The organism is Pseudomonas sp. HMSC065H01 (genome assembly GCF_001815235.1).
GTDB lineage: Bacteria > Pseudomonadota > Gammaproteobacteria > Pseudomonadales > Pseudomonadaceae > Pseudomonas > Pseudomonas aeruginosa.
On record NZ_KV819899.1, the window covers coordinates 205,159 to 227,996 of the forward strand.

Annotated in this window: 23 protein-coding genes; 9 read left to right on the top strand and 14 right to left on the bottom strand. The window is 66.8% G+C overall.

Going from position 1 to position 22,838, the window contains the following annotated elements; all coding sequences use genetic code 11:
- The 4 genes from HMPREF3014_RS19825 to HMPREF3014_RS19840 form a co-directional block, all read right to left on the bottom strand.
- The coding region (locus HMPREF3014_RS19825) for a TerC family protein (RefSeq protein ID WP_049289754.1) at positions 1-584 on the bottom strand (584 nt) is incomplete at its 3' end.
- A gap of 20 nt (positions 585-604) precedes the next feature.
- Positions 605-1,909 carry a CitMHS family transporter gene (locus HMPREF3014_RS19830; RefSeq protein WP_003096918.1) on the bottom strand — a complete coding sequence of 435 codons (1,305 nt, stop codon included), beginning with the start codon at positions 1,907-1,909 and terminating at the stop codon, positions 605-607.
- Positions 1,910-2,188: 279 nt separating this feature from the next.
- A complete protein-coding gene (locus tag HMPREF3014_RS19835; protein WP_003102543.1) occupies positions 2,189-2,551 on the bottom strand; it encodes a DUF2388 domain-containing protein in 363 nt (120 codons plus the stop codon).
- Positions 2,548-3,492 carry an AEC family transporter gene (locus HMPREF3014_RS19840; RefSeq protein WP_003096914.1) on the bottom strand — a complete coding sequence of 315 codons (945 nt, stop codon included), beginning with the start codon at positions 3,490-3,492 and terminating at the stop codon, positions 2,548-2,550. The genes HMPREF3014_RS19835 and HMPREF3014_RS19840 overlap by 4 nt, the downstream gene beginning before the upstream one ends.
- Before the next feature lie 67 nt (positions 3,493-3,559).
- Here HMPREF3014_RS19840 and HMPREF3014_RS19845 point away from each other — a divergent pair, with 67 nt between their 5' ends.
- Positions 3,560-3,979 (top strand): GFA family protein, encoded by a 420-nt coding sequence (locus HMPREF3014_RS19845; RefSeq protein WP_023087936.1) that lies wholly within the window; start codon positions 3,560-3,562, stop codon positions 3,977-3,979.
- A 107-nt stretch (positions 3,980-4,086) separates the two neighbouring features.
- On the opposite strand, the gene HMPREF3014_RS19850 is transcribed toward HMPREF3014_RS19845, so the two are convergent.
- From HMPREF3014_RS19850 to HMPREF3014_RS19895, 10 genes are all read right to left on the bottom strand, one after another.
- Positions 4,087-6,045: a DUF7844 domain-containing protein gene (locus tag HMPREF3014_RS19850; protein ID WP_003102547.1), complete on the bottom strand. Its 1,959-nt coding sequence runs from the start codon at positions 6,043-6,045 to the stop codon at positions 4,087-4,089.
- Positions 6,042-6,362, bottom strand: a complete 321-nt coding sequence (locus HMPREF3014_RS19855) for a DUF2388 domain-containing protein (protein WP_003114112.1) — start codon at positions 6,360-6,362, stop codon at positions 6,042-6,044. Before HMPREF3014_RS19855 ends, HMPREF3014_RS19850 begins: the two co-directional genes overlap by 4 nt.
- 43 nt (positions 6,363-6,405) lie before the next feature.
- Entirely contained in the window at positions 6,406-6,699 is a 294-nt protein-coding gene (locus HMPREF3014_RS19860; protein ID WP_003096909.1) for a DUF2388 domain-containing protein, read from the bottom strand.
- Between the two features lie 124 nt (positions 6,700-6,823).
- The gene (locus HMPREF3014_RS19865) at positions 6,824-7,141 is read right to left on the bottom strand and encodes a DUF2388 domain-containing protein (protein ID WP_003096907.1); all 318 of its coding nucleotides are present in this window, start codon (positions 7,139-7,141) and stop codon (positions 6,824-6,826) included.
- Positions 7,142-7,236: 95 nt separating this feature from the next.
- Positions 7,237-7,449: a DUF1127 domain-containing protein gene (locus HMPREF3014_RS19870; protein ID WP_003096905.1), complete on the bottom strand. Its 213-nt coding sequence runs from the start codon at positions 7,447-7,449 to the stop codon at positions 7,237-7,239.
- Positions 7,450-7,611: 162 nt separating this feature from the next.
- Positions 7,612-8,448: a class I SAM-dependent methyltransferase gene (locus tag HMPREF3014_RS19875; RefSeq protein ID WP_003096902.1), complete on the bottom strand. Its 837-nt coding sequence runs from the start codon at positions 8,446-8,448 to the stop codon at positions 7,612-7,614.
- The gene (locus tag HMPREF3014_RS19880) at positions 8,442-9,584 is read right to left on the bottom strand and encodes an acyltransferase family protein (RefSeq protein ID WP_003118465.1); all 1,143 of its coding nucleotides are present in this window, start codon (positions 9,582-9,584) and stop codon (positions 8,442-8,444) included. The genes HMPREF3014_RS19875 and HMPREF3014_RS19880 overlap by 7 nt, the downstream gene beginning before the upstream one ends.
- Positions 9,581-10,444: a class I SAM-dependent methyltransferase gene (locus tag HMPREF3014_RS19885; RefSeq protein ID WP_023087935.1), complete on the bottom strand. Its 864-nt coding sequence runs from the start codon at positions 10,442-10,444 to the stop codon at positions 9,581-9,583. The genes HMPREF3014_RS19880 and HMPREF3014_RS19885 overlap by 4 nt, the downstream gene beginning before the upstream one ends.
- Positions 10,441-11,742 (bottom strand): glycosyltransferase, encoded by a 1,302-nt coding sequence (locus HMPREF3014_RS19890; RefSeq protein WP_003125903.1) that lies wholly within the window; start codon positions 11,740-11,742, stop codon positions 10,441-10,443. The genes HMPREF3014_RS19885 and HMPREF3014_RS19890 overlap by 4 nt, the downstream gene beginning before the upstream one ends.
- Positions 11,736-13,358 (bottom strand): glycosyltransferase, encoded by a 1,623-nt coding sequence (locus tag HMPREF3014_RS19895; protein WP_023087934.1) that lies wholly within the window; start codon positions 13,356-13,358, stop codon positions 11,736-11,738. Before HMPREF3014_RS19895 ends, HMPREF3014_RS19890 begins: the two co-directional genes overlap by 7 nt.
- Before the next feature lie 407 nt (positions 13,359-13,765).
- On the opposite strand from HMPREF3014_RS19895, the gene rmd reads away from it, so the two are divergent.
- Genes rmd through wbpZ form a run of 8 tightly spaced genes read left to right on the top strand, consistent with a single transcriptional unit; the run spans position 13,766 to position 22,789 of the window.
- Positions 13,766-14,680 carry a GDP-6-deoxy-D-mannose reductase gene (gene rmd, locus HMPREF3014_RS19900; RefSeq protein WP_003114107.1) on the top strand — a complete coding sequence of 305 codons (915 nt, stop codon included), beginning with the start codon at positions 13,766-13,768 and terminating at the stop codon, positions 14,678-14,680.
- Positions 14,677-15,648: a GDP-mannose 4,6-dehydratase gene (gmd, locus tag HMPREF3014_RS19905; RefSeq protein WP_003096890.1), complete on the top strand. Its 972-nt coding sequence runs from the start codon at positions 14,677-14,679 to the stop codon at positions 15,646-15,648. Before rmd ends, gmd begins: the two co-directional genes overlap by 4 nt.
- A gap of 3 nt (positions 15,649-15,651) precedes the next feature.
- Positions 15,652-17,091, top strand: a complete 1,440-nt coding sequence (locus tag HMPREF3014_RS19910; RefSeq protein ID WP_023087933.1) for a mannose-1-phosphate guanylyltransferase/mannose-6-phosphate isomerase — start codon at positions 15,652-15,654, stop codon at positions 17,089-17,091.
- Positions 17,091-17,888, top strand: a complete 798-nt coding sequence (locus HMPREF3014_RS19915) for an ABC transporter permease (protein WP_003096887.1) — start codon at positions 17,091-17,093, stop codon at positions 17,886-17,888. Before HMPREF3014_RS19910 ends, HMPREF3014_RS19915 begins: the two co-directional genes overlap by 1 nt.
- Positions 17,888-19,153, top strand: a complete 1,266-nt coding sequence (locus HMPREF3014_RS19920; RefSeq protein WP_003096884.1) for an ABC transporter ATP-binding protein — start codon at positions 17,888-17,890, stop codon at positions 19,151-19,153. The genes HMPREF3014_RS19915 and HMPREF3014_RS19920 overlap by 1 nt, the downstream gene beginning before the upstream one ends.
- Positions 19,150-20,532: a glycosyltransferase family 4 protein gene (locus tag HMPREF3014_RS19925; protein WP_003110353.1), complete on the top strand. Its 1,383-nt coding sequence runs from the start codon at positions 19,150-19,152 to the stop codon at positions 20,530-20,532. Before HMPREF3014_RS19920 ends, HMPREF3014_RS19925 begins: the two co-directional genes overlap by 4 nt.
- Complete coding sequence (locus HMPREF3014_RS19930) at positions 20,516-21,643, top strand: glycosyltransferase family 4 protein (protein ID WP_003102573.1); 1,128 nt, start codon at positions 20,516-20,518, stop codon at positions 21,641-21,643. Before HMPREF3014_RS19925 ends, HMPREF3014_RS19930 begins: the two co-directional genes overlap by 17 nt.
- Entirely contained in the window at positions 21,644-22,789 is a 1,146-nt protein-coding gene (gene wbpZ, locus HMPREF3014_RS19935; RefSeq protein WP_010792440.1) for a D-rhamnosyltransferase WbpZ, read from the top strand.
- Positions 22,790-22,838 lie beyond the last annotated feature (49 nt).

Here is a 22,838-nt window from a genome sequence, read left to right on the forward strand (position 1 = left end):
ATGAGGAACGACAGGGCGAGCATCTTCAGCGACGGGTGCTTGTCGATGAAGTCGCTGATGGCGCCGGCGCAGAGCATCATCACCAGTACCGCGACGATGATCGCCGCGACCATCACCGGCACGTGGGAGACCATGCCGACGGCGGTGATCACCGAGTCCAGGGAAAAGACGATGTCGATGATCGCGATCTGGATGATGGTGCCGATGAAGCCGCCCGCCGACCCCTTCGGTTCATCGCCGCTTTCTTCCTCGCCTTCCAGGCCCTGGTAGATCTCCGAGCTGCTTTTCCAGAGCAGGAACAGGCCGCCGAAGAACAGGATCAGGTCGCGTCCGGAGATGCCCTGGCCGAACAGGTGGAAGAGGTCGGCGGTCAGGCGCATGACCCAGGTGATCGACAGCAACAGCAGGATCCGCGTCACCATCGCCAGGGCCAGGCCGAAGAAGCGGGTGCGTGGCTGCAGGTGCTTCGGCATGCGCCCGACCAGGATCGAGATCATGATGATGTTGTCGATGCCGAGGACGATCTCCAGGGCGGTCAGGGTGAAGAACGCAATCCAGATTTCCGGGCTGGTCAGCCATTCCATGAAGCGGTCACTCGTCTCGGTCAGTTACTGAACAGGGGGAACAGGCCCAGCAGCAGGGCCATGGCGAGGATTGCCAGGCACACCAGCACGGCCCATTTCAGGGTGAAGCGCTGGTGGTCGCCGAAGTCGATCTTGGCCAGCCCCACCAGCAGGTAGGTGGAGGGCACCAGCGGGCTGAGCAGGTGCACCGGCTGGCCGACGATCGAGGCGCGGGCCATTTCCACCGGGGTGATGCCGTATTCGGCGGCGGCCTGGGTGAGGATCGGCAGGACGCCGTAGTAGAAGGCGTCGTTGGACATGAAGAAGGTGAACGGCATGCTCACCAGCGCGGTGATGGTCGCCAGGTATGGGCCCAGCGCCGGCGGGATCACCGCCAGCAGGCTCTTGGACATGGCGTCGACCATCCCGGTGCCGGAGAGGATGCCGGTGAACACCCCGGCGGCGAAGATCAGCGAGACCACTGCGAGAATGTTCTCGGCGTGTGCGCCGATGCGCTTCTTCTGCTCCTGGATGCACGGGTAGTTGACGATCATGGCGATGCCGAAGGCGATCATGAACAGCACCGGCATCGGCAGCAGGCCGGCGATCAGGGTCGCCATCAGGACCACGGTGAGAATAGCGTTGAACCACAGCAGCTTGGGCCGGCGCGCCTCCGGATACTGCGACACGCTGATCTCCGCCAGGTCCTCATGGTCGGTGGGCAGGTGCAGCTCGCCGAGGCGGGCGCGCTCGCGCTTGCCGTAGATCCAGGCGATGGCGAAGATCGCCAGCAGCCCGGCGATCATCGCCGGGATCATCGGCACGAAGATATCCGCCGGGTCGACGTGCAGGGCACTCGCCGCGCGGGCGGTGGGGCCACCCCAGGGGGTCATGTTGAGCACGCCGCTGGAGAGCATGATCAGGCAGGCCATCACCAGCGGGCTCATGCCCAGGCGGCTGTACAACGGCAGTACGGCGGCCACGCAGATCATGTAGGTGGTCGAGCCGTCGCCGTCGAGGGAGACGATCATCGCCAGCGCCGCGGTGCCCAGCGAGACCTTCAGCGGGTCGCCCTTGACCAGCCGGAGGATCTTGCGCACCGCCGGGTCGAACAGCCCGGAGTCGATCATGATGGCGAAGTAGAGGATCGCGAACATCAGCATCACGCCGGTCGGCGCCAGGGTGCGGATGCCGTCGAGCATCATCGGGCCGAGGCCGGCGGCGAAACCGCCGATCAGGGCGAAGGCGATCGGGACCAGGATCAGCGCGATCAGCGCGGACAGGCGCTTGGTCATGATCAGGAACATGAAGGTCGCCACCATGGCGAAGGCGAGCAGGGTCAGCATGGGTTCACTCCGGGGAAGACGGCGGACGGGCGTGCGGCGTGCGGTCAGCAGGCGGCGGGCGGGTGGCGTCGCGCGGACGGAGTGCGGCTGTAGGCGTGTGCGGAACGGGGCATGGCAATCACCATTGTTGTTTTTGTACGGGTAAGCGGGCGTCTCGTGGGCGCGCCGTCGTGTCCGGTCTTCTGCCGGTGGTGGGCGGATGCTACGGCGGGAAGCTTTCAGGCAGCTTTCGCTGGATAACGGCGGGAAACGTGCGGGTAATTTCGGATATATGGTCGATCAGGGCTGCCGCGCGAGGAGCGCCGCGGCCAGTTGCAGGTCGCTGTACCCGGCGTATTCCGGGGCTTGGCGCAGGACCTGCAAGGCTGCCTGGAGGTACGCGCCACGGATCGCACCGTCGCTGGCGACGAAGCTGGCGGCGTCGTCCCGCGCCTGGACGAGCTTGTCGCCCTCGTCAGCGCTGGACTCCTGTGCGCTGACGGTGCTGCCGATGAACGGGCCGACGGTGGTGACGGCCGCCCAGAAGAAGGTGGCGGCGCCGGGTTCGTCGTCGAATTCGGGAAACACCTTGATGAAACCGAAGGCCGGTTGGCAGAGCAGGCAGAGCGCCGTGAGGGCGGCGGCGACGCGTCCTGTCGTCATGGGCTTCCTTGCAGCACGAGGAGTACGCCGACCAGAGTGGCGCCGGAAAGCAGCGTTTGCAAGGTAATGATGCCCGCCATCAGGTGGCCGTCGCCGCCCAGTTGGCGGGTCAGCACATAGGCGGTGGGCGCCGTCGGCAGGGCGAAGAACAGTACCAGCACGGCGCTTTCCATGCTCGGCAGGCCCAGCCCGCGAGCGATGGCGAAGGCCAGCAGGGGCATCGCCAGCAGCCGCGCCGCGCAGTTCCAGCCAAGGGCCGCGACTTCGCCGCCGAGTTCCTGGGGTTTCAGCGCCGCGCCGACGCACAGCAGGCCCAGCGGCAGGCTGGCCACCGCCAGCAGGTTGAGCAGGCGATCGCTGCCGCCGGGCAGGCCGACGCCGGCCAGGTTGACCAGTGCGCCGGCGAGGCAGGCGAGGATCAGCGGGTTCTTCAGGATCGGCAGCAGCAGCGCGCGCAGGCTGATGCCGCGCTCGGCGGTCAGCGCCCAGACCGACATCACGTTCACCGTCGGCACCATCAGCGCCAGCATCAGCGCGGCCAGGGTCAGGCCCGGCTTGCCGTACAGGCTGCCGACCGCGGCCAGGCCGAGATAGGTGTTGAAGCGCAATACGCCCTGGGCGATGGCGCCGAAGCGCCCGGCGTCCCAGCCGCGCCAGCGCTTGCAGAGCAGCAGGGCGAGCCAGGCGACGCCGAGCCCGAGCAGTACGGCCAGGGCCTGGCGGGCCAGGCCGGGGTCGTCCAGCGGCGCGGTCGCCAGGTTGCTGAACAGCAGCGCGGGAAACAGGATGAAGTAGTTCAGGCGTTCTGCGGCAGGCCAGAAGGCTTCGCCGGGAAAGTCCCAGCGGCGCAGGGCGTAACCGCCGACGATGAGGGCGAACAGCGGCCAGAGGGAGTAGAGCAGAGCGGTCACGGGCACCCCCGGATAGTGGAATCCGCTCATCTTGCGAGGTGGCTGCGGCACAGGGCAAGTCCGGCTTATGCTGGCACTCCCGCGAGGAGGATTCGCCATGCCCGAGACCCATACCGGCGGTTGCCATTGCGGCTATCTGCGCTACGCCGTCGCCGCGCCGCTGGACGATGTCGCTCACTGCCACTGCTCGATCTGCCGGCGCACCACAGGCGGCATCGTCACCACCTGGGCCACGGTGCCGCGCGCGGCGTTCCGCTGGCTGGCGGGCGAACCGGCGGAATATGCCTCGTCGGCCAGCTGCACGCGCTACTTCTGCCCGCGTTGCGGGGCCAACCTGGCGTTGTTCACCCGGCTCAGCGCCGATACCCTGGACTTCACCGTGGCCAGCCTCGACTATCCCGAGCGCGCCCCCGCCAACCGGCACATCTGGGTCGGCAGCCGCCTGCCATGGCTACACCTCGACCCGCAGTTGCCCGAAGAGGACGAGGAGTTCATCGCCGGAGCGGACGACCCGTGAGCGAAGACCGGAGGTGGCACCTGTAGGGCGAATAACGCAGAGCGTTATCCGCCGTCTGCGAGGCGCTGAAAGAGCGCTCGGGACCATGCGTCCTGCAGGCGCCTCCCTCAGGGCAGCATCAGCCCGCCGGCCGCCTTGTGCAGCTCGCGCAGGTGCGCGCCGACCTCCTTGATGTTGGCCTCGTTGGCTTCCAGCTCGGCGCGGCGCTCGGGATCGAGCAGGGCGCGGACCTCGCGGTCGAGGTCGTCGCTGAGCCGGCGCAGGCGCGCCTGGCGTTCGCGGGTCTGCTCTTCCAGGTGCTTCCACTCGGCGGCCTGCGGCAGGCCGTAGCCGCCCTCCAGGAGTTCCGCCGGACGACTGAGGAAGCCGCTGTCGTCGAGGATCTGCTGGAAGGTCTTGCCGGCCACTTCCAGGCGCTGGTCGCCGGCCGGCTTGTCCAGGTGGCCGAGGTACAGGCGCTTCAACTCGTCCTGGGCGAGCAGCAGCTGGCGCCGCAGCGAGGCCTGCTCGAGCAGCAGCAGCGCCGCGCTGGCGCGCAGGTCGGCCTTGGCGAACCAGGGCTGGCGCTCCCTGGCCGGCAGCGCCAGCCAGTCCTCGACCTTGTCCTGGGGAATGTGCAGGCGCTGCTTGAGCACGTCGAACATCGCCTGGTAGCGGTCGCGGAAGGAGTCGAAGCGGTAGCCCAGGCGCAGGGCTTCCTTGGGGTCGTCGAGCACACTGGGATCGGCCAGCTTGCGGTTCTCCAGCATCTCGAGCACGCCGTAGGGGGTGATGCTGTCCAGGCTTTGCAGCGGTCGCCGGGGGATGCCGCTGCGCAGCAGCTTGAGGGTTTCCACCGCGCAATTGTTGGAGATGAAGTAGTACTGGCCGTCGTAGCTCCAGTGACTCTGCGCGGCGCGCTCGACCAGGCTGGCGACCTCCTCGCGGTCCAGCTTCAGCGGCACCGAGGCGAGGCTGCGCAGCTCGACCTTGGTGTATTCCTCGATCACCTGCGACAGCGGCAGGACGAACAGGCGCGACGGATAGGCGCCGGTCAGGCCGTCCCAGCTGGACAATTGCAGGTCGCCGACGAAGGCGCGGTAGGACAGCACCAGATGCTGGTCGAGGTCCAGCCGGCAGTCCGGACCACGCGGCCGGCCGGGGGCGCAGATCACCAGGCGGAGCATGGTGTGGCCCCAGCGGCTGACCAGGTTGTCGTTGGCCTCGGCCAGCAGGTAGTCGACCTCGTAGACCCGCTCGGGGTCGAGCTGGCCCAGCGGCTGCTGGCCGAAGTCGCGGCCGGCGTTGAGGTAGGCGAAGCTCTGCGCACAGGCACTGTGTTCCGGCGCCCAGCCGAAGCGTTGCTGGTAGTAGCGGTAGAGCGCCGGGCGGCGGCAGGCGTAGCTGGGATCGAGGAGGAAGTACTCCATGTTCACCGCGACGAACTCGCGCGGATTGCTCAGCTCGTAGACGTCCGGGCTGCGCAGTACGAAGCCATTGTGCGCCTCGCGCCGCCCGCGCTGGCCGGCGCGCTGCGGCCAGCCGGCGAGATCGAGCAGGCGCGGGTCGTCGGAGAGCGTGAAGCGGCGACCGCTCTGCCCGCGGCAATCGGTGGGCTGGGCGATCCGGCCGAGGGTTTCTTCCTGGCGCGTGCAGCGGCGGATCTCGCGTTTTTCCTCCGCCGACCACAGGCGCGCGCGATCGTAGACGTGGGTCAGCTCGTGCAGCAGGGTCGCCAGCAGCTCGCGCCGCTCGGTGCCGTGCACGCGCCCGGTCTGGCGGCTGGCGGCGCTGCCGTCGGTGAGATCGGCCAGGTACTTGCGGTTCAGCGCGATGCGCTGCGGGCCACGGGCCTGGCCCATGCCGTTGGCGGGCAGGTCGTCGCGCCACTCGACCTCGATCTCGCGGTCCAGGCGTTCGCGGAAGGCCGGCGGCAACTTGTCCGCGGCTTCGTCCAAGAGTTGCTGGCTGGCCTCGCGCTGCGCAGGGTCCAGTTCAGGCGCGTCGAGTTTCAGGCGCAGGGCCGCCGTCGCGTTGCCGGCTCCGCAGAGGGCCAGCGCCAGCAGCCAGGCGCAGGCCTTCCTCACAGGGCGAGAATGGCTTCGGCAAGTACCTGGTCGGAGGCTTCCCGGGCTTCCGGCAGACGGCTGCGCAGGGTCCGCATCGCGGCTTCCAGCTGGGCGCCGCGAATGGCGCCGTCGCTGGCGACGAAACTGGCGGCGTCGTCGCGCGCCTCGGTGACCACTTTCATGTCGCGCACGGAAGTGGTGGTGTCGGAAGTGAAGTCGATGCTGCGGTCGAGGGCGCGGACGATGATATTGCTGGTCGCGACCACCGAGCGTGCTTCCGCGGCCGTGGCGCAGAGCGCCAGCAGCAGGGCGGCGAACAGGGGGCTATGACGCATGGAGCTACGGCGCATGGAGGTTCTCCGGAACGGTGGTGATCGCCTATTGGGCAAGAATTGCTTCGGCCAGTTCCTGATCGCTGGCCGCCAGCTCGGGGTGCGCGACACGCAACCAGCGCAGCGCCGCTTCCAGGCGCGCACCACGGATGCTGCCATCGCTGGCGACGAAGCTGGCCGCATCGCCCCGGGCATCGCGTAACAATTTGTTCTCGAACGGCGTGCTGGTCAGCTTGCTGGTGACGTAAAGGGACTTCGCGGTGAACGCCGTCGTGGTATCGAAGGCGTGCGCAGCGGGCGCCAGCAGGCAACAGAAGAGCAACGAGAACCGGTAACGCATGGGGTTGGGCGGAATAGGACTGGAACAGCCGCCAAGGCTAACGGAATGTGCGGCGCGGAGCCAGTGTGGCCGGTCGGCCAGGTCATCGCCGCAGCCGGGCGGCTGCGGCGGCGGGGCGGGCGACTCAGATGGTCAGGATCGCCTGGGCCAGTTGCATGTCGTTGGCGGCCAGGCTCGGCAGCTTGCCACGGATGTGGCGCAGTGCGGCTTCCAGGTGCGAACCGCGGATGTCGCCCTGGCTGGCGACGAAGCTGGCGGCGTCGTCGCGCGCTTCGAGGACGATCTTGTCGTCGCGGAAGGAATTGGTGATGTCCGAAGTGGCATTGGAGGTCATGCCGGTGGCGCGGACCAGGGTATCCGTGGTGACCACGAAGCTGCTGGCGAACGCGCTGGAGGCGCAGGCGAGCAGGGCAGCGGCACCGATCAGGCGCAGACGTTTCATGTGAGTTGCTCCGAACGAAGTCAGCGTAGACGGCCGCATCCGCGCGGCCGTGTCAACGCTGAGACTAACCAACTGTGCGCCACGTCACCAGCGGCTCAGCGCCAGAAAGGTTTCGAAATCTCTACGTAGCGTTCGCTCGGGCTGATTGCCAGGTCGGCGAGGTCGTGTTCGGACATTTGCGCAAGATGCTTGCGCGATCGAGCGTTTTGTCGCCAGGAATTCAATTTTTCCAGCAGGGCGGCGAGATGTGGATGGGCGGCCGGGAGACCGCTGGAACTCCCGGCGTGCGGGTGCGGGGATGTCCTCATCGTGCGTTCCTTCCCATCCCGGGGATGGGGGCGGGGTGTGGAACCTCATGATGCGCCGGGACCGCTGGCTTGCTCAGGGGCAACCACGCGGGAGTTGGACGGAACAGTTCGGTGGCCCCGGCAACTGTTCCGCCCGGCTGTAGCGGAACTGTTCCGGTGGTTCTACGCCTGGGCGGGCTTGCGCGCGATGATCACCTGGCTCTTGGCGACCACGGCGTCCAGGGCCTGCTTGATGGCCGGGCCGCGCGGCGAGTCGAGCAGCGCCTGCCAGGTCCTGGCCCAGTGTTCGAGGAGGGGATGGTCGGGATTGCCGAAATCGACCTTGGCCTCCCAGAACAGCAGCATCCACAGCGACCAGTAGAAGCCGTAGCGGCTGTGGCTGAGGATTTCCAGGCCGGCTTCGCGCACCAGTGCGGCGAACTGCTCCTCGCCGAGCACGCGGATGTGGTTGGGCTTGCGGAAGTATTCGTCGGCGGCGAAGTCTTTCTGCAGGTCTTCCGACGTGGGATGCGGCACGCTGAGCAGATAGAGTGCGCCGGGCTGGCCGACCCGTACCAGCTCGGCGAGGAACTGCCGCGGATCGTCGACGTGCTCGATGACCTCGGTGGAGACCACCCGGGTGGCCGTGGCGTCAGCCAGGGGCAGCGGGTCGCAGTCGCTGACCAGGCATTCCAGTTCGCGGGCCGGGGTATCGGCCAGGCGCTCGCGGGTCCTGGCGATCTTTTCCGCGTCGATGTCGGCGATGATGATGCGAGCGCCGCGCATGGCGCAGAAATGAACGTTGCCGCCGTCGCCGCACCCCACGTCGAGCACGGTGTCCTCGGCGGAAATCGGAAAGCCGCTGAACAGCTCGTCGGTCTCCTGGTTGAACCAGCCGCTGAGCACCGCGTCGCGCAACCCGAGCATGTACGGGTCGACCGGCGCGGGGGCGGGTGGCGCGGCGACGGGCTCGGTGGCGGGGCTGGGCGGCGAGACGATCTTCTTGAGGAAGTTCAGCATGAGGTGGCTCCGGAAGTGGTGGCGACGCGGCGGGCGGCGCTCAGGCGCTTGACCAGGCGGGAGCCCAGGTCGCGGCAGGGGCTCTCGACGAAGCGGTAGTTGAGCTCGCTGAGTACGACGATCAGGACCAGGCTGGTGCCGAGCAGCGACAGGGGCCGCTCGCCGGCGTCCCAGCCCAGGCGGAAGCAGAGTTCGCGACTGAGATAGAACGCCGGGATGTGGATCAGGTAGATCGCATAGGAGCGCGCGCCGACCCAGACCAGCAAGCGCTTCAGCGGCCCGTTGGAGAGCAGGTAGTCGCGGTCGTAGGAGGCTATCCACACCAGCAGTCCGCACAATAGCGCGATGGCGCCGATCCGCACGGTGACCAGGCTGTACGCTTCGCTGGCCAGCACGCCCAGGGCCGCGGCCACGGCGGCCAGCAGCAACGGCCCGCTCCAGGCGCGGCCCAGCAGGGTGGGGTTCCAGCGGGCATAGCCAGGCTGCAGGGAGGCGAGGGCGAGTAGTACGCCGATGGCCAGGGCGTCGGTGCGCAATACCATCAGCAGCGGCGTGCGCAGGCTGAAGAACTGGACCAGCACCAGCGCCAGGAGGGCCCAGCCTAGGTAGCGACGCAGGCAGAGGATCAGCAGCGGCAGCAGGAGGTAGAACTGTTCCTCCAGGGAAAGGCTCCAGTAGACGAAGCTGGCACCGTATTCGTAGCGGTAGAAACTGTCGGCGAAGCGGAAGTTGGCGACCTGGAGGAAACCGGCGAGGCTCGCCGCGAGGTTGGCCGACAGGCTGCCGAAGGCTCCGGAGCGGTTCAGCAGCAGGCAACAGGCCAGGATCAGCGCCAGCCACAGCCAGGCCGAGGGCAGCAGGCGGAAGGCGCGGCGGATCCAGAAGTACCGCGCCTGTTCCCAGAATGCCTGGCGTGTGGGCGCCTCGCGCAGTTGCGGGATGAGGGTGCGGGCGATGACGAAGCCGGAGATGGCGAAGAACAGGTCCACGCCCCACCAGAACTGGACGCGCTGGTTGATGCCGTCCAGCAGTGCCGGGGAGCCGCTGAACAGGTTGCCGTGCAGATGGTGGAATACCACGCCGAGCACGGCCAGCCCGCGCAACAGTTCGATGTCGAGGATGCGTTTGCCGCTCATGTCCGCGACGATCCGGGGTCGAGCGGCTTGCGCGCGATGATCACCTGGCTCTTGGGCATGAAGCGGTCGAGCAGGTGCTTGATCTCCAGGCCGTCGGGACGGGCCAGGAGGTTTTCCCAGAGCCGTGCCCAGTCTTCCATCAGCGCCGGGTAGGGCGGCTGGATACGGTCGCGGACGGCGCCGCCGAGCTCACGGCCGGCGGCCCGTTCGCTGGCCCAGAAGAAGATCATGCCCATCACCCAGAAGAAGCCGCTGGCCTGGCGGTGCTCGATGACCAGCCCGGCGTCCTGCACCAGGCGCGCGAAGTCGTCACGGGAAAAGATGTGGATGTGGTTGGGCGCCCGGAAGTAGTCGGCCGGGGCGATGCCCTGCTGCAGGTGTTCGCCGACCGGGTCCGGCACGCTCAGCAGGTACTGCGCGCCAGGGCGCCCGAGACGCACGAGTTCGTCCATCACCCGCGCTGGGTTGGCCACGTGTTCGAGCACTTCCATGCACACCAGCTTGTCGGCGCAGGCGTCGCGCAGCGGCAGCGGGTCGCTGTCGCTGACCAGGCCGGTGAAGGGCCGCCGGGCCACCGCCTCGACCTGCTGCGCCAGGCTTCGCACCTTGTCCTCCTCGCTGTCGGTGAAGATCACCGAAGCGCCCTGGCGGGCGGCGAAGAGGGTGGCGACGCCTTCGCCGCAGCCGAGATCGAGCAGGGTGTCCTGGGCGCCGATGGCGAAGCCGGCGAGCAGTTCGCCGGTTTCGCTGCGGAACCAGCCATCCAGCACCGCATCGCGCAGACCGCACATGCGTGGCGACACCGGTTCGCTCGCCGCAGCGGGACGGGAACGCCAGCGTTGGAGCAGGGCGCGGATCATGCCGGGATGCTTTGCAAGGCGGCGGGGTCGCCTTGTGCCGCTTCGTCGAGGAAGCGACGCAGGCGCTCCACGGCCAGCTTGCGGCTGCAGAAGCGTTCGAGGCTGGCGCTGGCATGCGCGGACATGCGTGCGTAGCGCTCCGGCTCCTGGCGAGCGACCTCGAAACTGGCCCGGTAGGCCCGGCACAGCGACTCCCAGTCGGTGATGTAGCGCAGCGTGCGGTAGGCCGCGCGCGGGTCGTGGGGCCAGGCGGTGGCTTCTTCCGAGGAGTCGACGATGAAGGCGTTGTCGGCGTCGATGTAGTCGATCATCGCGGTATTGCGCGGAGCCACGGCCGGCTTGCCGCTGGACATGAATTCCATCAGCGGCAGGCATTGGCCTTCGCCGTAGGAGGTGTTCACCACGTAGCTGGTGGCCTCGACCAGCCGCTCGTAGTCCGGGTCGGCGAGGTAGCCGTGGATCAGCACGATGCGGCAGCGGTAGGACTGGTTCTTGTACAGGTGGTGAAGCATGTCGGCCAGCGCTTCGCCGACGTTGTGGTGGGTCAGTTTCAGCACCAGGGTGGCGTCGGGCTCGTCGCGGAAGGTGGCGCAGAACGCGCTGATCATGTCCTGCCAGTTCTTGCGCCCGTCGTAGGGGTTGAACACCGAGGTGTAGATGACCCCGTCGAGGCTCAGCTCGACCTGTTTCGCCGCGCGGTCCGGCAGGGCCAGGACCTCCGCCGACGGCTCGGGGTCGGCATGGACGGCCAGGTCCAGCTGGCGGCTGTCCACCAGCAGGCCGTCCAGGCGCAGGCGCACATCCCGGGCTTCGGGACGGCCCGCCTGCTGCGAGGCGCGGTTGGCGAAGCGATCCCAGACCGGCGCCGGCACGCTCAGTACCGGGTAGTCGCGACCCATGGCGGCGCGCACCACGTCGACCGTGAAGCTGGAGTGGGTGATGGCCCGTCCGCTGTGGCGCAGCACATGTCGCCAGTCGTGGCGCGGTTCGCCGTGCCAGGTTTCGCTGGGGAGGGTGCTGAACTCCCAGGCGAACACCGGGATGGTCGGGCAGGCATGGTGGATCGGCGTGCGATGGGGCGGCGAGAAGGAGAGGAAGACGCAGGGTTCGCCGCGCTTGCGGCAGTCGTGGTAGAGGCGGTCCACCAGTTCGTCGGGATCGCTGACTTCGACCACCTGGCCGATCTCTTCCAGCAGCGGACGGAATTCCTTGAGGACGAAGTAATAGCTGTACTCCGGGCGCCCGAGGTTCTGCCGGATGGTGGTCTTGTTGGTCTCGGAGTGAATGATGATCAGCATGGAACGTTGCCTGTGGCGGTGGCCGCCAGTTCGACGCCGGGCGCAGGGGTTGCCTTGCGGGCGGAAAGGAAGGGTTCCAGGCGCTGGCGGACCACGTCGCCGGCGCAGTAGCCGCGCATGCGTTGGTTGGCCGCGGCGGACAGTTGCCGATAGCGCTCCGGCTGTTCCCGGGCTACCCGGTAGCTCTCCAGGTAGGCCTCCTTCAGGGACTCCCAGCTCGGCCGGTAGCGCCGGGTGCTGTACAACCGGCGCGAATCCTGCGGCCAGGCCGCGGGCTCCTGGCTGGAGCGGACCACGAAGCCCACCTGGGCGTCCATGTAGTCGGCCATCGCCGAATGGTCCGGAGCGATCGCCGGGGTGCCGCAGGACATGAATTCCATCAGCGGCAGGCACAGGCCCTCGCAGCGCGAGGCGTTCACGTAGTAGCTGGCGGCTCCGTACAGGCGGGCGTACTCCGCGGCATCGAGATAGCCGTGCAGGGCGATGACCCGGCAGGCGAATGGCGACAGTTGGGAAAGCAGGGTGAGCAGTTCGACGTGGTAGGTCGTCAGGTCGCTCTGGGTCATCTTCAGCACCAGCGTGGCATCGCTGGTGTCGCGGAATGCCCAGCAGAAGGCGGTGATCAGGTGATGCCAGTTCTTGCGCCCGTCCAGCGGATTGAACACCGAGACGTAGACCACCCCGTCCACGACGACCTGCTGGTGCTGGTCGACGTCCGGCAGCAGCGCCGGCGGATGCTCGGGCTCGGCGGGCGGTATCGGCTCGATGGCCTGGGGCAATGGCTCCGGCAGCGTTTCCAGCGCCGTTGGCGGGGGCGGCAGCGGCCGGCGCAGGTGACGGAACAGCCAGCGGCGTACCGGTATGGGTAGCAGGTCGCTGACGGCTTCCCGGTACCACAGCAGCAGGTAGTGCTTGCTGATGACCAGTCGGCGCCTCCAGTCGAGAGGAACCGGCTCTGGTTCTGGCTCAGGGACCGGTTCGGGCTCGGGCTCGGCGGGCGTCTCGGGGAGGACCTCGAGAATCTCGTCCTCGGTCTCTTCCCTGATCGGTGCGATGAGGCCGTCGGCGGAAAGGCCCAGCAGGCGGCTGTCGATGACGCAGCCCTTGAGTTGCAGGGTCTCGCCGGACTTGACCGGATTCCGTTCGCCTTGCTGGCGGATCGCGGCGAAGTCCTCCCAGATCGGCGTCGGCAGCGCCAGTACCGGAAAGTCTTCGCCCAGCACCCGGCGAACCGCGCGGGCAGTCTGCTCGGAGAGGGTGATGGCTGCGCCATGGCCGGCCAGGACCTGGCTCCAGTCCTGCGCCGGATCGCCGTCCCACGCCACGTCGGGAATCGACTCGAACTCCCAGGCGACCACGCACAGCATCGGGCATTGCAGGCCCCGCGCCGCCTTGTGCGGCGGGGTGAAGGAGAGGAACAGGCAGTCTTCGCCCTGTTCATGCAGTTGCCGGTAGAGCGGGTCGACTTCGTCCGTGCTCTGTACCAGGTGGACCTGTCCCAGCGATTCGAGGATTGGCCGGTAGGCCTTGAGGACGAAGTAGTAGCTGTATTCGGGGCGACCGAGGTTGTGGCCGATCGAGCGCTCGTTGATATCCGAGTAAAGGATGAAATTCATGGCATCTCGTGATGAAACTGCCCGTTCGACAGCTTGGTGGTGATGAGCGAGGCCAGGCGCTGCTTCGTTGTCCGGAAGCCTTCCCGGCGGACTGGTCGACCCATCGTGTTCTTGTTCTGTTATCGCGACCGCGACCTGTTCGATCAACAGAACAGGAGGCAGTCAAGCACGAAATCGAGAGGCATTCTAAACATACCTTTCGCAAAAACGTGAAGGCTGACGGAGAAAACGTCATGCCGTTCGAATGAGAACCTACCGGTCACGAATAAGCGGTTGAAATCGGCGCATTCTTGGCACAGATTGGAGCGCGATAATCAGAACAACACGCTATCCGGCATGACCTCTGGAACGTCGTATTCCTAGGAAGAGCGTCGCCGAGCGTAGCATCAGATAAAAGGCCCGCTTCCTTGACTCAGCGTCTGTTCGTCACCGGGCTCTCCGGTTTCGTAGGCAAGCATCTTCAAGCTTATCTGGCAGCGGCCCACACGCCGTGGGCGCTCCTTCCCGTACCGCATCGTTACGACCTGCTGGAGCCGGATTCGCTGGGCGACCTCTGGCCGGAGCTGCCGGATGCGGTCATCCACCTGGCCGGGCAGACCTACGTGCCGGAGGCCTTCCGCGATCCTGCGCGGACCCTGCAGATCAACCTCCTTGGCACCCTGAACCTGCTCCAGGCGCTTAAGGCGCGGGGTTTCTCCGGTACCTTCCTGTACATCAGCTCCGGCGACGTCTACGGCCAGGTGGCCGAGGCGGCGTTGCCGATCCACGAGGAACTCATCCCCCACCCGCGCAATCCCTATGCGGTCAGCAAGCTGGCGGCCGAGTCGCTGTGCCTGCAGTGGGGTATCACCGAAGGCTGGCGGGTGCTGGTGGCGCGACCGTTCAACCATATCGGGCCGGGGCAGAAGGACAGCTTCGTGATCGCCAGCGCCGCGCGGCAGATCGCCCGGATGAAGCAGGGCTTGCAGGCCAATCGGCTGGAAGTGGGGGACATCGACGTCAGCCGTGATTTCCTCGATGTCCAGGACGTGCTGTCAGCCTATCTGCGCCTGCTCTCCCACGGCGAGGCGGGCGCCGTCTATAACGTCTGTTCCGGGCAGGAGCAGAAGATTCGCGAGCTGATCGAACTGCTGGCGGACATCGCCCAGGTCGAGCTGGAAATCGTTCAGGACCCTGCCAGGATGCGCCGCGCGGAACAGCGGCGGGTTCGCGGCAGCCATGCGCGACTGCATGACACCACGGGCTGGAAGCCTGAAATAACCATAAAACAGTCCCTGCGGGCGATCCTGTCCGACTGGGAGTCACGGGTACGAGAAGAATGACAAGAAGTGCACTGGTAACTGGGATCACCGGTCAGGACGGAGCGTACCTGGCCAAGCTGCTGCTGGAGAAGGGCTACCGGGTCCACGGCCTGGTGGCGCGGCGCAGCAGCGACACGCGCTGGCGCCTGCGCGAGCTGGGGATCGAAGGCGATATCCAGTACGAGGACGGCGACATGGCCGATGCCTGTTCGGTGCAGCGCGCGGTGATCAAGGCGCAGCCGCAGGAGGTCTACAACCTGGCGGCACAGAGCTTCGTCGGGGCTTCCTGGAACCAGCCGGTGACCACCGGCGTCGTCGACGGCCTGGGCGTGACCCACCTGCTCGAGGCGATCCGCCAGTTCAGCCCGGAAACGCGCTTCTACCAGGCCTCCACCAGCGAGATGTTCGGCCTGATCCAGGCCGAGCGCCAGGACGAGAACACGCCGTTCTACCCGCGCAGCCCCTACGGCGTGGCCAAGCTCTATGGCCACTGGATCACCGTCAACTATCGCGAGAGCTTCGGCCTGCACGCCTCCAGCGGCATCCTGTTCAACCACGAATCGCCGCTGCGCGGCATCGAGTTCGTCACGCGCAAGGTTACCGACGCGGTGGCCCGCATCAAGCTCGGCAAGCAGCAGGAATTGCGCCTGGGCAACGTCGACGCCAAGCGCGACTGGGGCTTTGCCGGGGACTACGTCGAAGCCATGTGGCTGATGTTGCAGCAGGACAAGGCCGACGACTACGTGGTGGCCACCGGTGTCACTACCACCGTGCGCGACATGTGCCAGATCGCTTTCGAGCATGTGGGCCTGGACTACCGCGACTTCCTCAAGATCGACCCGGCGTTCTTCCGGCCCGCCGAGGTCGACGTGCTGCTGGGTAATCCGGCCAAGGCCCAGCGTGTGCTCGGCTGGAAGCCCAGGACCAGCCTGGACGAGCTGATCCGGATGATGGTCGAGGCGGACCTGCGACGCGTTTCCCGGGAGTAAGCCATGCTGATTCCCGTGGTGCTTTCCGGCGGCGCCGGTACCCGCCTTTGGCCGGTGTCGCGTGAAGGACAGCCGAAGCCGTTCATGCGCCTGCCCGATGGCCAGACCCTGCTGGGCAAGACCTACCGACGTGCCGCCGGGCTCCTGGCCGGGCATGGCGAAATCGTCACGGTGACCAACCGCGAGCATTACTTCCAGAGCAAGGACCAGTTCCAGGCGGCCCGCCTGGGGCGGCATCGGGGACATTTCATCCTCGAACCGACCGGACGCAACACCGCTCCGGCGATTGCCGTCGCCGCCCTGGCGCTGCAAGCCGAACATGGCGACGCGGCGGTACTGGTGGTGATGCCGGCGGATCACCTGATCCGCAACGAGGAGGCCTTCCGCCAGGCGGTGGGGCATGCCGCGCGTCTCGCCGTCGCCGGGCACCTGGTTACCTTCGGCGTGGTGCCGGACGCAGCGGAAACCGGTTTCGGCTATATCGAGCTGGGCGACCGGCTGGACGAGCAGGGGGCGGCCAAGGTGCGCCGCTTCGTCGAGAAACCCGATGAGGAAACCGCCCGTCGCTACGTGGAAAGTGGCGGTTTCCTGTGGAACTCCGGGATGTTCTGTTTCACGGCCTCGACCCTGGTCGACGAGCTGGCGCAGCATGCCCCGGCCCTGCTGGAGCAGGCCAGGGCCTGCCTGGCCGCCAGTGCGGCGGTGAAGATGGCCGATGGCATCCAGCATGAGCTGGCGGGCGAAGCCTTCGCCGCGCTGCCGGACATTTCCATCGACTATGCGCTGATGGAGCGCTCCGCGCGGGTCGCCGTGGTGCCGGCGGCCTTCGACTGGAGCGATATCGGTTCCTGGGGCGCGATGAGCGCGCTGCTCGACGCGGACGCAGAGGGCAATCGCGGCAGCGGCGACACCCTGTTCGTCGACACCCGTAACACCTTCGTGCAGAGCGACGGGCGCCTGGTCGCCACGGTCGGGGTCGACGACCTGGTCGTGGTGGATACTTCCGATGCGCTGCTGATCGCCCGCGCCGACCGGGTCCAGGAGGTGCGCAGGGTGGTGCAGCGGCTGAAGGACGAGCGGCACGAGGCCTATCGGCTGCATCGGACCGTCAACCGTCCCTGGGGCAGCTATACCGTCCTCGAGGAGGGGCCGCGCTTCAAGATCAAGCGAATCGTGGTCAGGCCGGGAGAGCGCTTGTCGCTGCAGATGCACCATCACCGCAGCGAGCACTGGATCGTGGTGCAAGGCATGGCCAGGGTCACCAATGGCGATGGCGCGCGGCTGGTCAACAGCAACGAGTCGACCTACATTCCCGCGGGCCACCGGCATCGCCTGGAAAACCCGGGGGTCATCGACCTGGTGATGATCGAGGTGCAGAGCGGCGAATACCTGGGAGAGGACGACATCGTCCGCTTCGAGGACCAGTACGGCAGGGTGGTCTGATGCTTCTTGGCTTGTCTCGTTCCTTGTGGGGCTATCGTGGCTTCGTTCTCGGCAGCGTCAAGCGCGAGTTCCAGTCGCGCTACCGCGGGTCGCTGTTCGGCGCGTTGTGGACGGTGCTCAATCCGCTGTCGATGATCGTCGTCTACACGGTGATCTTCTCCCAGGTGATGCGCGCGCGCCTGCCGGGGGTCGACGACGGCCTGGCCTACAGCGTCTATCTCTGCGCCGGCCTGCTGACCTGGGGCCTGTTCGCGGAAATCACCTCGCGCAGCCAGAGCATGTTCATCGAGAACGCCAACCTGCTGAAGAAGATCAGCTTCCCGCGCATCTGCCTGCCGGTCATCGTACTGCTCAACGCCGGGGTCAATTTCGCCATCATCCTCGCCTTGTTCCTCGGCTTTCTCGCCCTCAGCGGGCGCCTGCCGGGCGCGGCATTGCTCGCGCTGGTGCCGCTGCTGGCGATCCAGGTGCTGTTCGCGGCGGGACTGGGGATGATCCTCGGGGTGCTCAACGTGTTCTTCCGCGACGTCGGCCAGTTGTTCGGCATCTGCCTGCAGTTCTGGTTCTGGCTGACGCCGATCGTCTATCCGATCGGCATCCTGCCCGAGGGTATCCGCTCGCTGATCGAACTCAACCCGATGACCGCGCTGATGCGCAGCTACCAGCAGCTGTTCCTCCACGGGCAATGGCCGGACTGGCCTTCATTGCTGCCGATCACCCTGCTGGCGCTGCTGCTGTGCGCGCTCGGCCTGCGTCTGTTCCGCCAGCGGGTCGGCGAAATGGTGGATGAACTCTGATGGGACAGATACGCGTATCCGGCCTCGGCAAGGCCTACAAGCAGTATCCCAATCGCTGGAGCCGGTTGTTCGAATGGCTGGTGCCTTTCAGCCCTCCGCGCCACCACCTGCACTGGATCCTGCGCGAGGTCGAGTTCACCATCGAGCCGGGCGAAGCGGTCGGCATCGTCGGGGTCAACGGCGCCGGCAAGAGCACCCTGCTGAAGATGATCGCCGGCACCACCCAGCCGACCTGCGGCGAGATCCGCGTGGCCGGCCGGGTCGCCGCGCTGCTCGAGCTGGGCATGGGCTTCCACCCGGACTTCACCGGCCGGCAGAACGTCTTCATGGCCGGGCAACTGCTGGGCATGCAGGTCGAGGAAATCCAGGCGCTGATGCCGGATATCGAGGCCTTCGCCGAAATCGGCGAGGCCATCGAGCAACCGGTGCGCACCTACTCCAGCGGCATGCAGATGCGCCTGGCGTTCAGCGTGGCGACTGCCCGGCGGCCGGACATCCTGATCGTCGACGAGGCCCTGTCGGTCGGCGATGCCTATTTCCAGCACAAGAGCTTCGAGCGCATCCGCAGTTTCCGCAAGGCCGGCACCACCCTGCTGATCGTTTCCCACGACCGCTCGGCGATCCAGTCCATCTGCGACTCCGCGATCCTCCTGGAGCAGGGACGGATGGCCATGCGCGGGCGGCCGGAAGAAGTGATGGACTACTACAACGCCCTGCTCGCCGAGCGCGAGGGGCAGACCGTGCGCCAGGAAATGCTCGCCGACGGCCAGGTGCGGACGATTTCCGGCACCGGCGAGGCAGCGATCCTCGACGTACGGATGGTCGACCAGCGGCAGCGCGCGCTGGAGGTGGTCGAGGTAGGCCAGGCGGTGACGCTGGAAGTCGAGGTCGAGGTTCGCCAGGACATCGAGCGGCTGATCCTCGGCTTCATGATCAAGGACCGCCTCGGCCAGCCGATGTACGGGATCAATACCCACCGCCTGGACAAGGCGCTCACCGACCTGAAGGCCGGCGAGCGCATCACCTACCGCTTCGCCTTCGACATGCGCCTGGGCAAGGGGCACTACTCGGTGGCGCTGAGCCTGTCGCGGCTGGACTCGCACCTGGACCGCAACTTCGAATGGCGCGACTACGGCCTGGTCTTCCATGTCATCAACAACCGCCAGGAAGACTTCGTCGGTTGCTCCTGGCTGGGCGCCGAAACCCATATCAGCCGCTCCGGCGAGGCGGCTCTGGACCCCACTTCCGCGGAGAGCACTCCATGACGCGTCTGTTGGTCGAATGCACCTATGTGTTCGAGCATCCCAAGGTCAATTCCGGTATTCAGCGGGTGGTGCGCAACGTCATCCGCGAGTTGCCGGAAGCCGACGAGACGGTGGAGTGCATCCCGGTGGCAATGCTCGACGGCACCCTGTATCAGGTCCACAGCCTGGCGCCGCTGGACCCGCGGCCGCATTCGCCGCTGGTACGCCTGCGCATCCTGGTGGAGCGAGCCGCCAACTACTTCTGGCTGGGCCAGCGCACCCTGGAAAAGCGCCGCCCGTTCCGTTCCTCGCCGTGGGCCCGGCGCCTTCTCTATGTAGCCTGCCGCCTGTTCGCCTTTGCCTTCCTCAGCATTCCGCTGCGCCTGCTCGACCGCATCCTCGGCAAGCAGCAGCCTGCACCCGTGCGCGCGACCCCGCTCGAACATCGGGCCGGCGACCAACTGGTCTTGCTGGACTCCTCCTGGCACGCCGATTTCTTCCCGCTGGCGGAACGCCTCAAGAGCGAGGGCGTGGGCATCGTCTCGGTGATCTACGACCTGATTCCCCTGACCCATCCGCAATTCTGCGATGCCGGACTGGTCAAGGTGTTCAACCACTGGTTCGACTGGATCGCGGCCACCGCCGACGGCTACGTCGCGATTTCCGAGACCATCCGCGACGAAGTGCGCGCGGAGATGCTGCGGCGCATCGGCCCGGAGAAGGTCGCGCAACGCTGGTTCGATTATTTCCACCTGGGTTCGGAGCTGGACCTGGTGGAGGACGGCGCCTCCGTCGAGCCCGACCTGCTGCGCATGTTCAAGGCCAAGGCGCCGGTATTCCTGATGGTCAGCACCATCGAGCCGCGGAAGAACCACGGTTACCTGCTGGATGCCTTCGAGCGCGCCTGGGCCCAGGGTTCGCAGGTGCGGTTGTGCATCGCCGGACGCATCGGCTGGAAGTGCGAGGCGCTGGTGGAACGGGTGCGGCAGCATCCGGAGCTGAACAAGCGCCTGTTCATGTTCAACGACCTCTCCGACAAGAGCCTGGAGTACGCATACTCCCATGCCGCATCGCTGGTCTTCCCGTCCTATGTGGAAGGTTTCGGCCTGCCGCTGGTGGAGGCCATGCAGCGCGGCCTGCCGGCGATGGGCAGCGACATCCCGGTGTTCCGCGAGATCGGCGGCGAATTCATGGCCTACTTCGACCTCGCCGATCCGCAGACCCTGGCGAACCTGGTCACCCGCTTCGAAGCCACGGGCGAGTTCCCGGCCGAGCGACCGGTCGGCGAATGGCGCTGGATCGGCTGGCACGAAGCGAGTCGGCAACTGATCGCGCGGATCCTGCTCGCCCTCGGCAAGGCCCCGACGCATGGCGAGGCAGTACATGCGGATTGCGGTTAACGCGCGGATTCTCCAGGCGCCGCGGACCGGCATCGGACATTACCTGGTCGAGTTGTTGGGCGCGTTGCAGGCGCATGCGGACTTCGAGTTTTCCCTGTTCCATGGCTGGGGCTGGAGCGGCGACCTGCCGGCGGCGGCGCTGCCCGGCTATTCGCGTCTGTCGCCCTGGCTGCGCAACCTGCCTGGAGCCTACCGGGCACGACGCTGGCTGGAGCAGCGGCGTTTCGATAGCGGTCGGCCGCCGGTCGATCTCTACCATGAGCCCAGTCTCTGGCCGCTGGACTTCGACGGGCCGATGCTGATGACCCTGCACGACCTGACCCACCTGCATTATCCGGCGACGCAACCCGCCGCCCGCTTGCGCGAAATAGAACGCCGGCTGGCGCGCGGGATGGAAAAGGCGCGGTTGATCCTGACCGACTCGCAGGCGATCGCCGACGAGGCGCAGGCGTATTTCGGCCTGCCGCGCGAGCGCTTCGTGGTGGCGCCCCTCGGCCATGCCGCGCGGTTCCGTCCGCGGGACCGGGAGTCCCTGCGCGAGCCCTTGCGCGCGCATGGCCTGGTGCCGCGCGGGTATTTCCTCTGCGTAGGAACCCTCGAACCGCGCAAGAACCTGTCGCTGGCCCTGCGCGCCCATGGGCAACTGCCGGCGGCGGTCCGCCAGCGTTTTCCGCTGATGATCGTCGGCATGCCGGGATGGGAAAGTCGCTCGCTCGACGACGAACTGCGCCAGGCGCTGGCTTCGGGAACGGTGCGGCTGCTCGGCTACCTGCCGGACGAGCGGGTCGCCGAGTTGATGTCGGGCGCTCGGGCGCTGGTCTTCCCCTCGATCTACGAAGGCTTCGGCCTGCCTGTGCTGGAAGCCATGGCCAGCGGCACGCCAGTATTGCTCACGCGACTCTCCGCAATGCCGGAGGTGGCCGGCGAGGCGGGCAGCTATATTGACCCGGATGATGCCAATGGGCTATCTGACATGCTGGTCCGCATGACCGAGGATACCGTCTACTGGGAGTGCTGCCGGGAAGCCGGCCTGCGACGGGCGGAGCAGTTTTCCTGGAAGCGTTGCGCGAATCTCACCGCTGCAGCCTATCGTCGTGCCGTGGAGGGCTGAATGCGGGTACTGCACTTCTACAAGACCTACCTGAGCGAAACGGTAGGCGGGATCGAACAGGTGATCTTCCAGCTTTGCGAGAGCAGCGGGTCGTGGGGGATCGACAACCACGTCCTGACCCTGAGCAGCGACCCGCATCCGCCTGTCGTGCCCTTCGGCGGACATGTGGTGCATCGCGCCAGGCTCGACCTGCAGCTCGCTTCCACCGGGTTTTCCCTGAGCGTGTTCAAGCAGTTCCGCGAGCTGGCGGCGGAGGCGGACGTGGTCAACTACCACTTCCCCTGGCCGTTCATGGACCTGGTGCATTTCCTCACCGGTATGAACAAGCCGAGCGTGGTCACCTACCATTCGGACATCATCCGCCAGCGCGTCCTGTTGAAACTGTACCGGCCGCTGATGGGGCGCTTCCTTCATAGCGTCGATCGGATCGCGGTGGCGTCGCCCAACTACTTCAGCACCAGCGACGTGCTCCGCCAGTACCGGGAAAAGACCCGGGTGATCACCTACGGCCTGGACAAGGCCTGCTACCCGAAGCCTGCGGCACAGCGTCTGGAGCACTGGCGAGAGAAACTCGGGCCGCGGTTCTTCCTGTTCGTCGGGGTGATGCGCTACTACAAGGGCCTGCATATCCTGCTGGATGCGTTGCAGGGCACCGATTACCCGGTGGTGATCGTCGGTGCCGGGCCGTTGCAGGCCGAGCTGTATGCCCAGGCCGCGGCGCTGGGGTTGCGCAACGTGCACTTCCTCGGCCGAGTGGACGACGAGGACAAGGTCGCCCTGCTGCAACTCAGCTACGCCATGGTCTTTCCGTCACACTTGCGTTCCGAGGCGTTCGGTATCTCCCTGCTGGAGGGCGCGATGTACGGCAAGCCGATGATCTCCAGCGAGATCGGCACCGGCACCAGCTACATCAATATCCATGGCGAGACCGGCCTGGTCGTGCCGCCCAGCCAGCCGGCCGCGTTTCGCCAAGCGATGCGCTGGCTCTGGGAGCATCCGCAGCAGGCGGAGGAAATGGGCAGGAACGCGGAGGCCCGCTATCGGCAACTGTTCACCGCCGAAGAGATGGGGCGTCGCTGGAGCGAGCTGTACCGTGAACTGCTGGAGGAAAAGGCTTCTTCCAGATACGTGAAGGCCGCTCGGTAAGGAGCGGCCTACGGTACAGTTCAGGCTGGGCCGAACCGGGACGTTACAG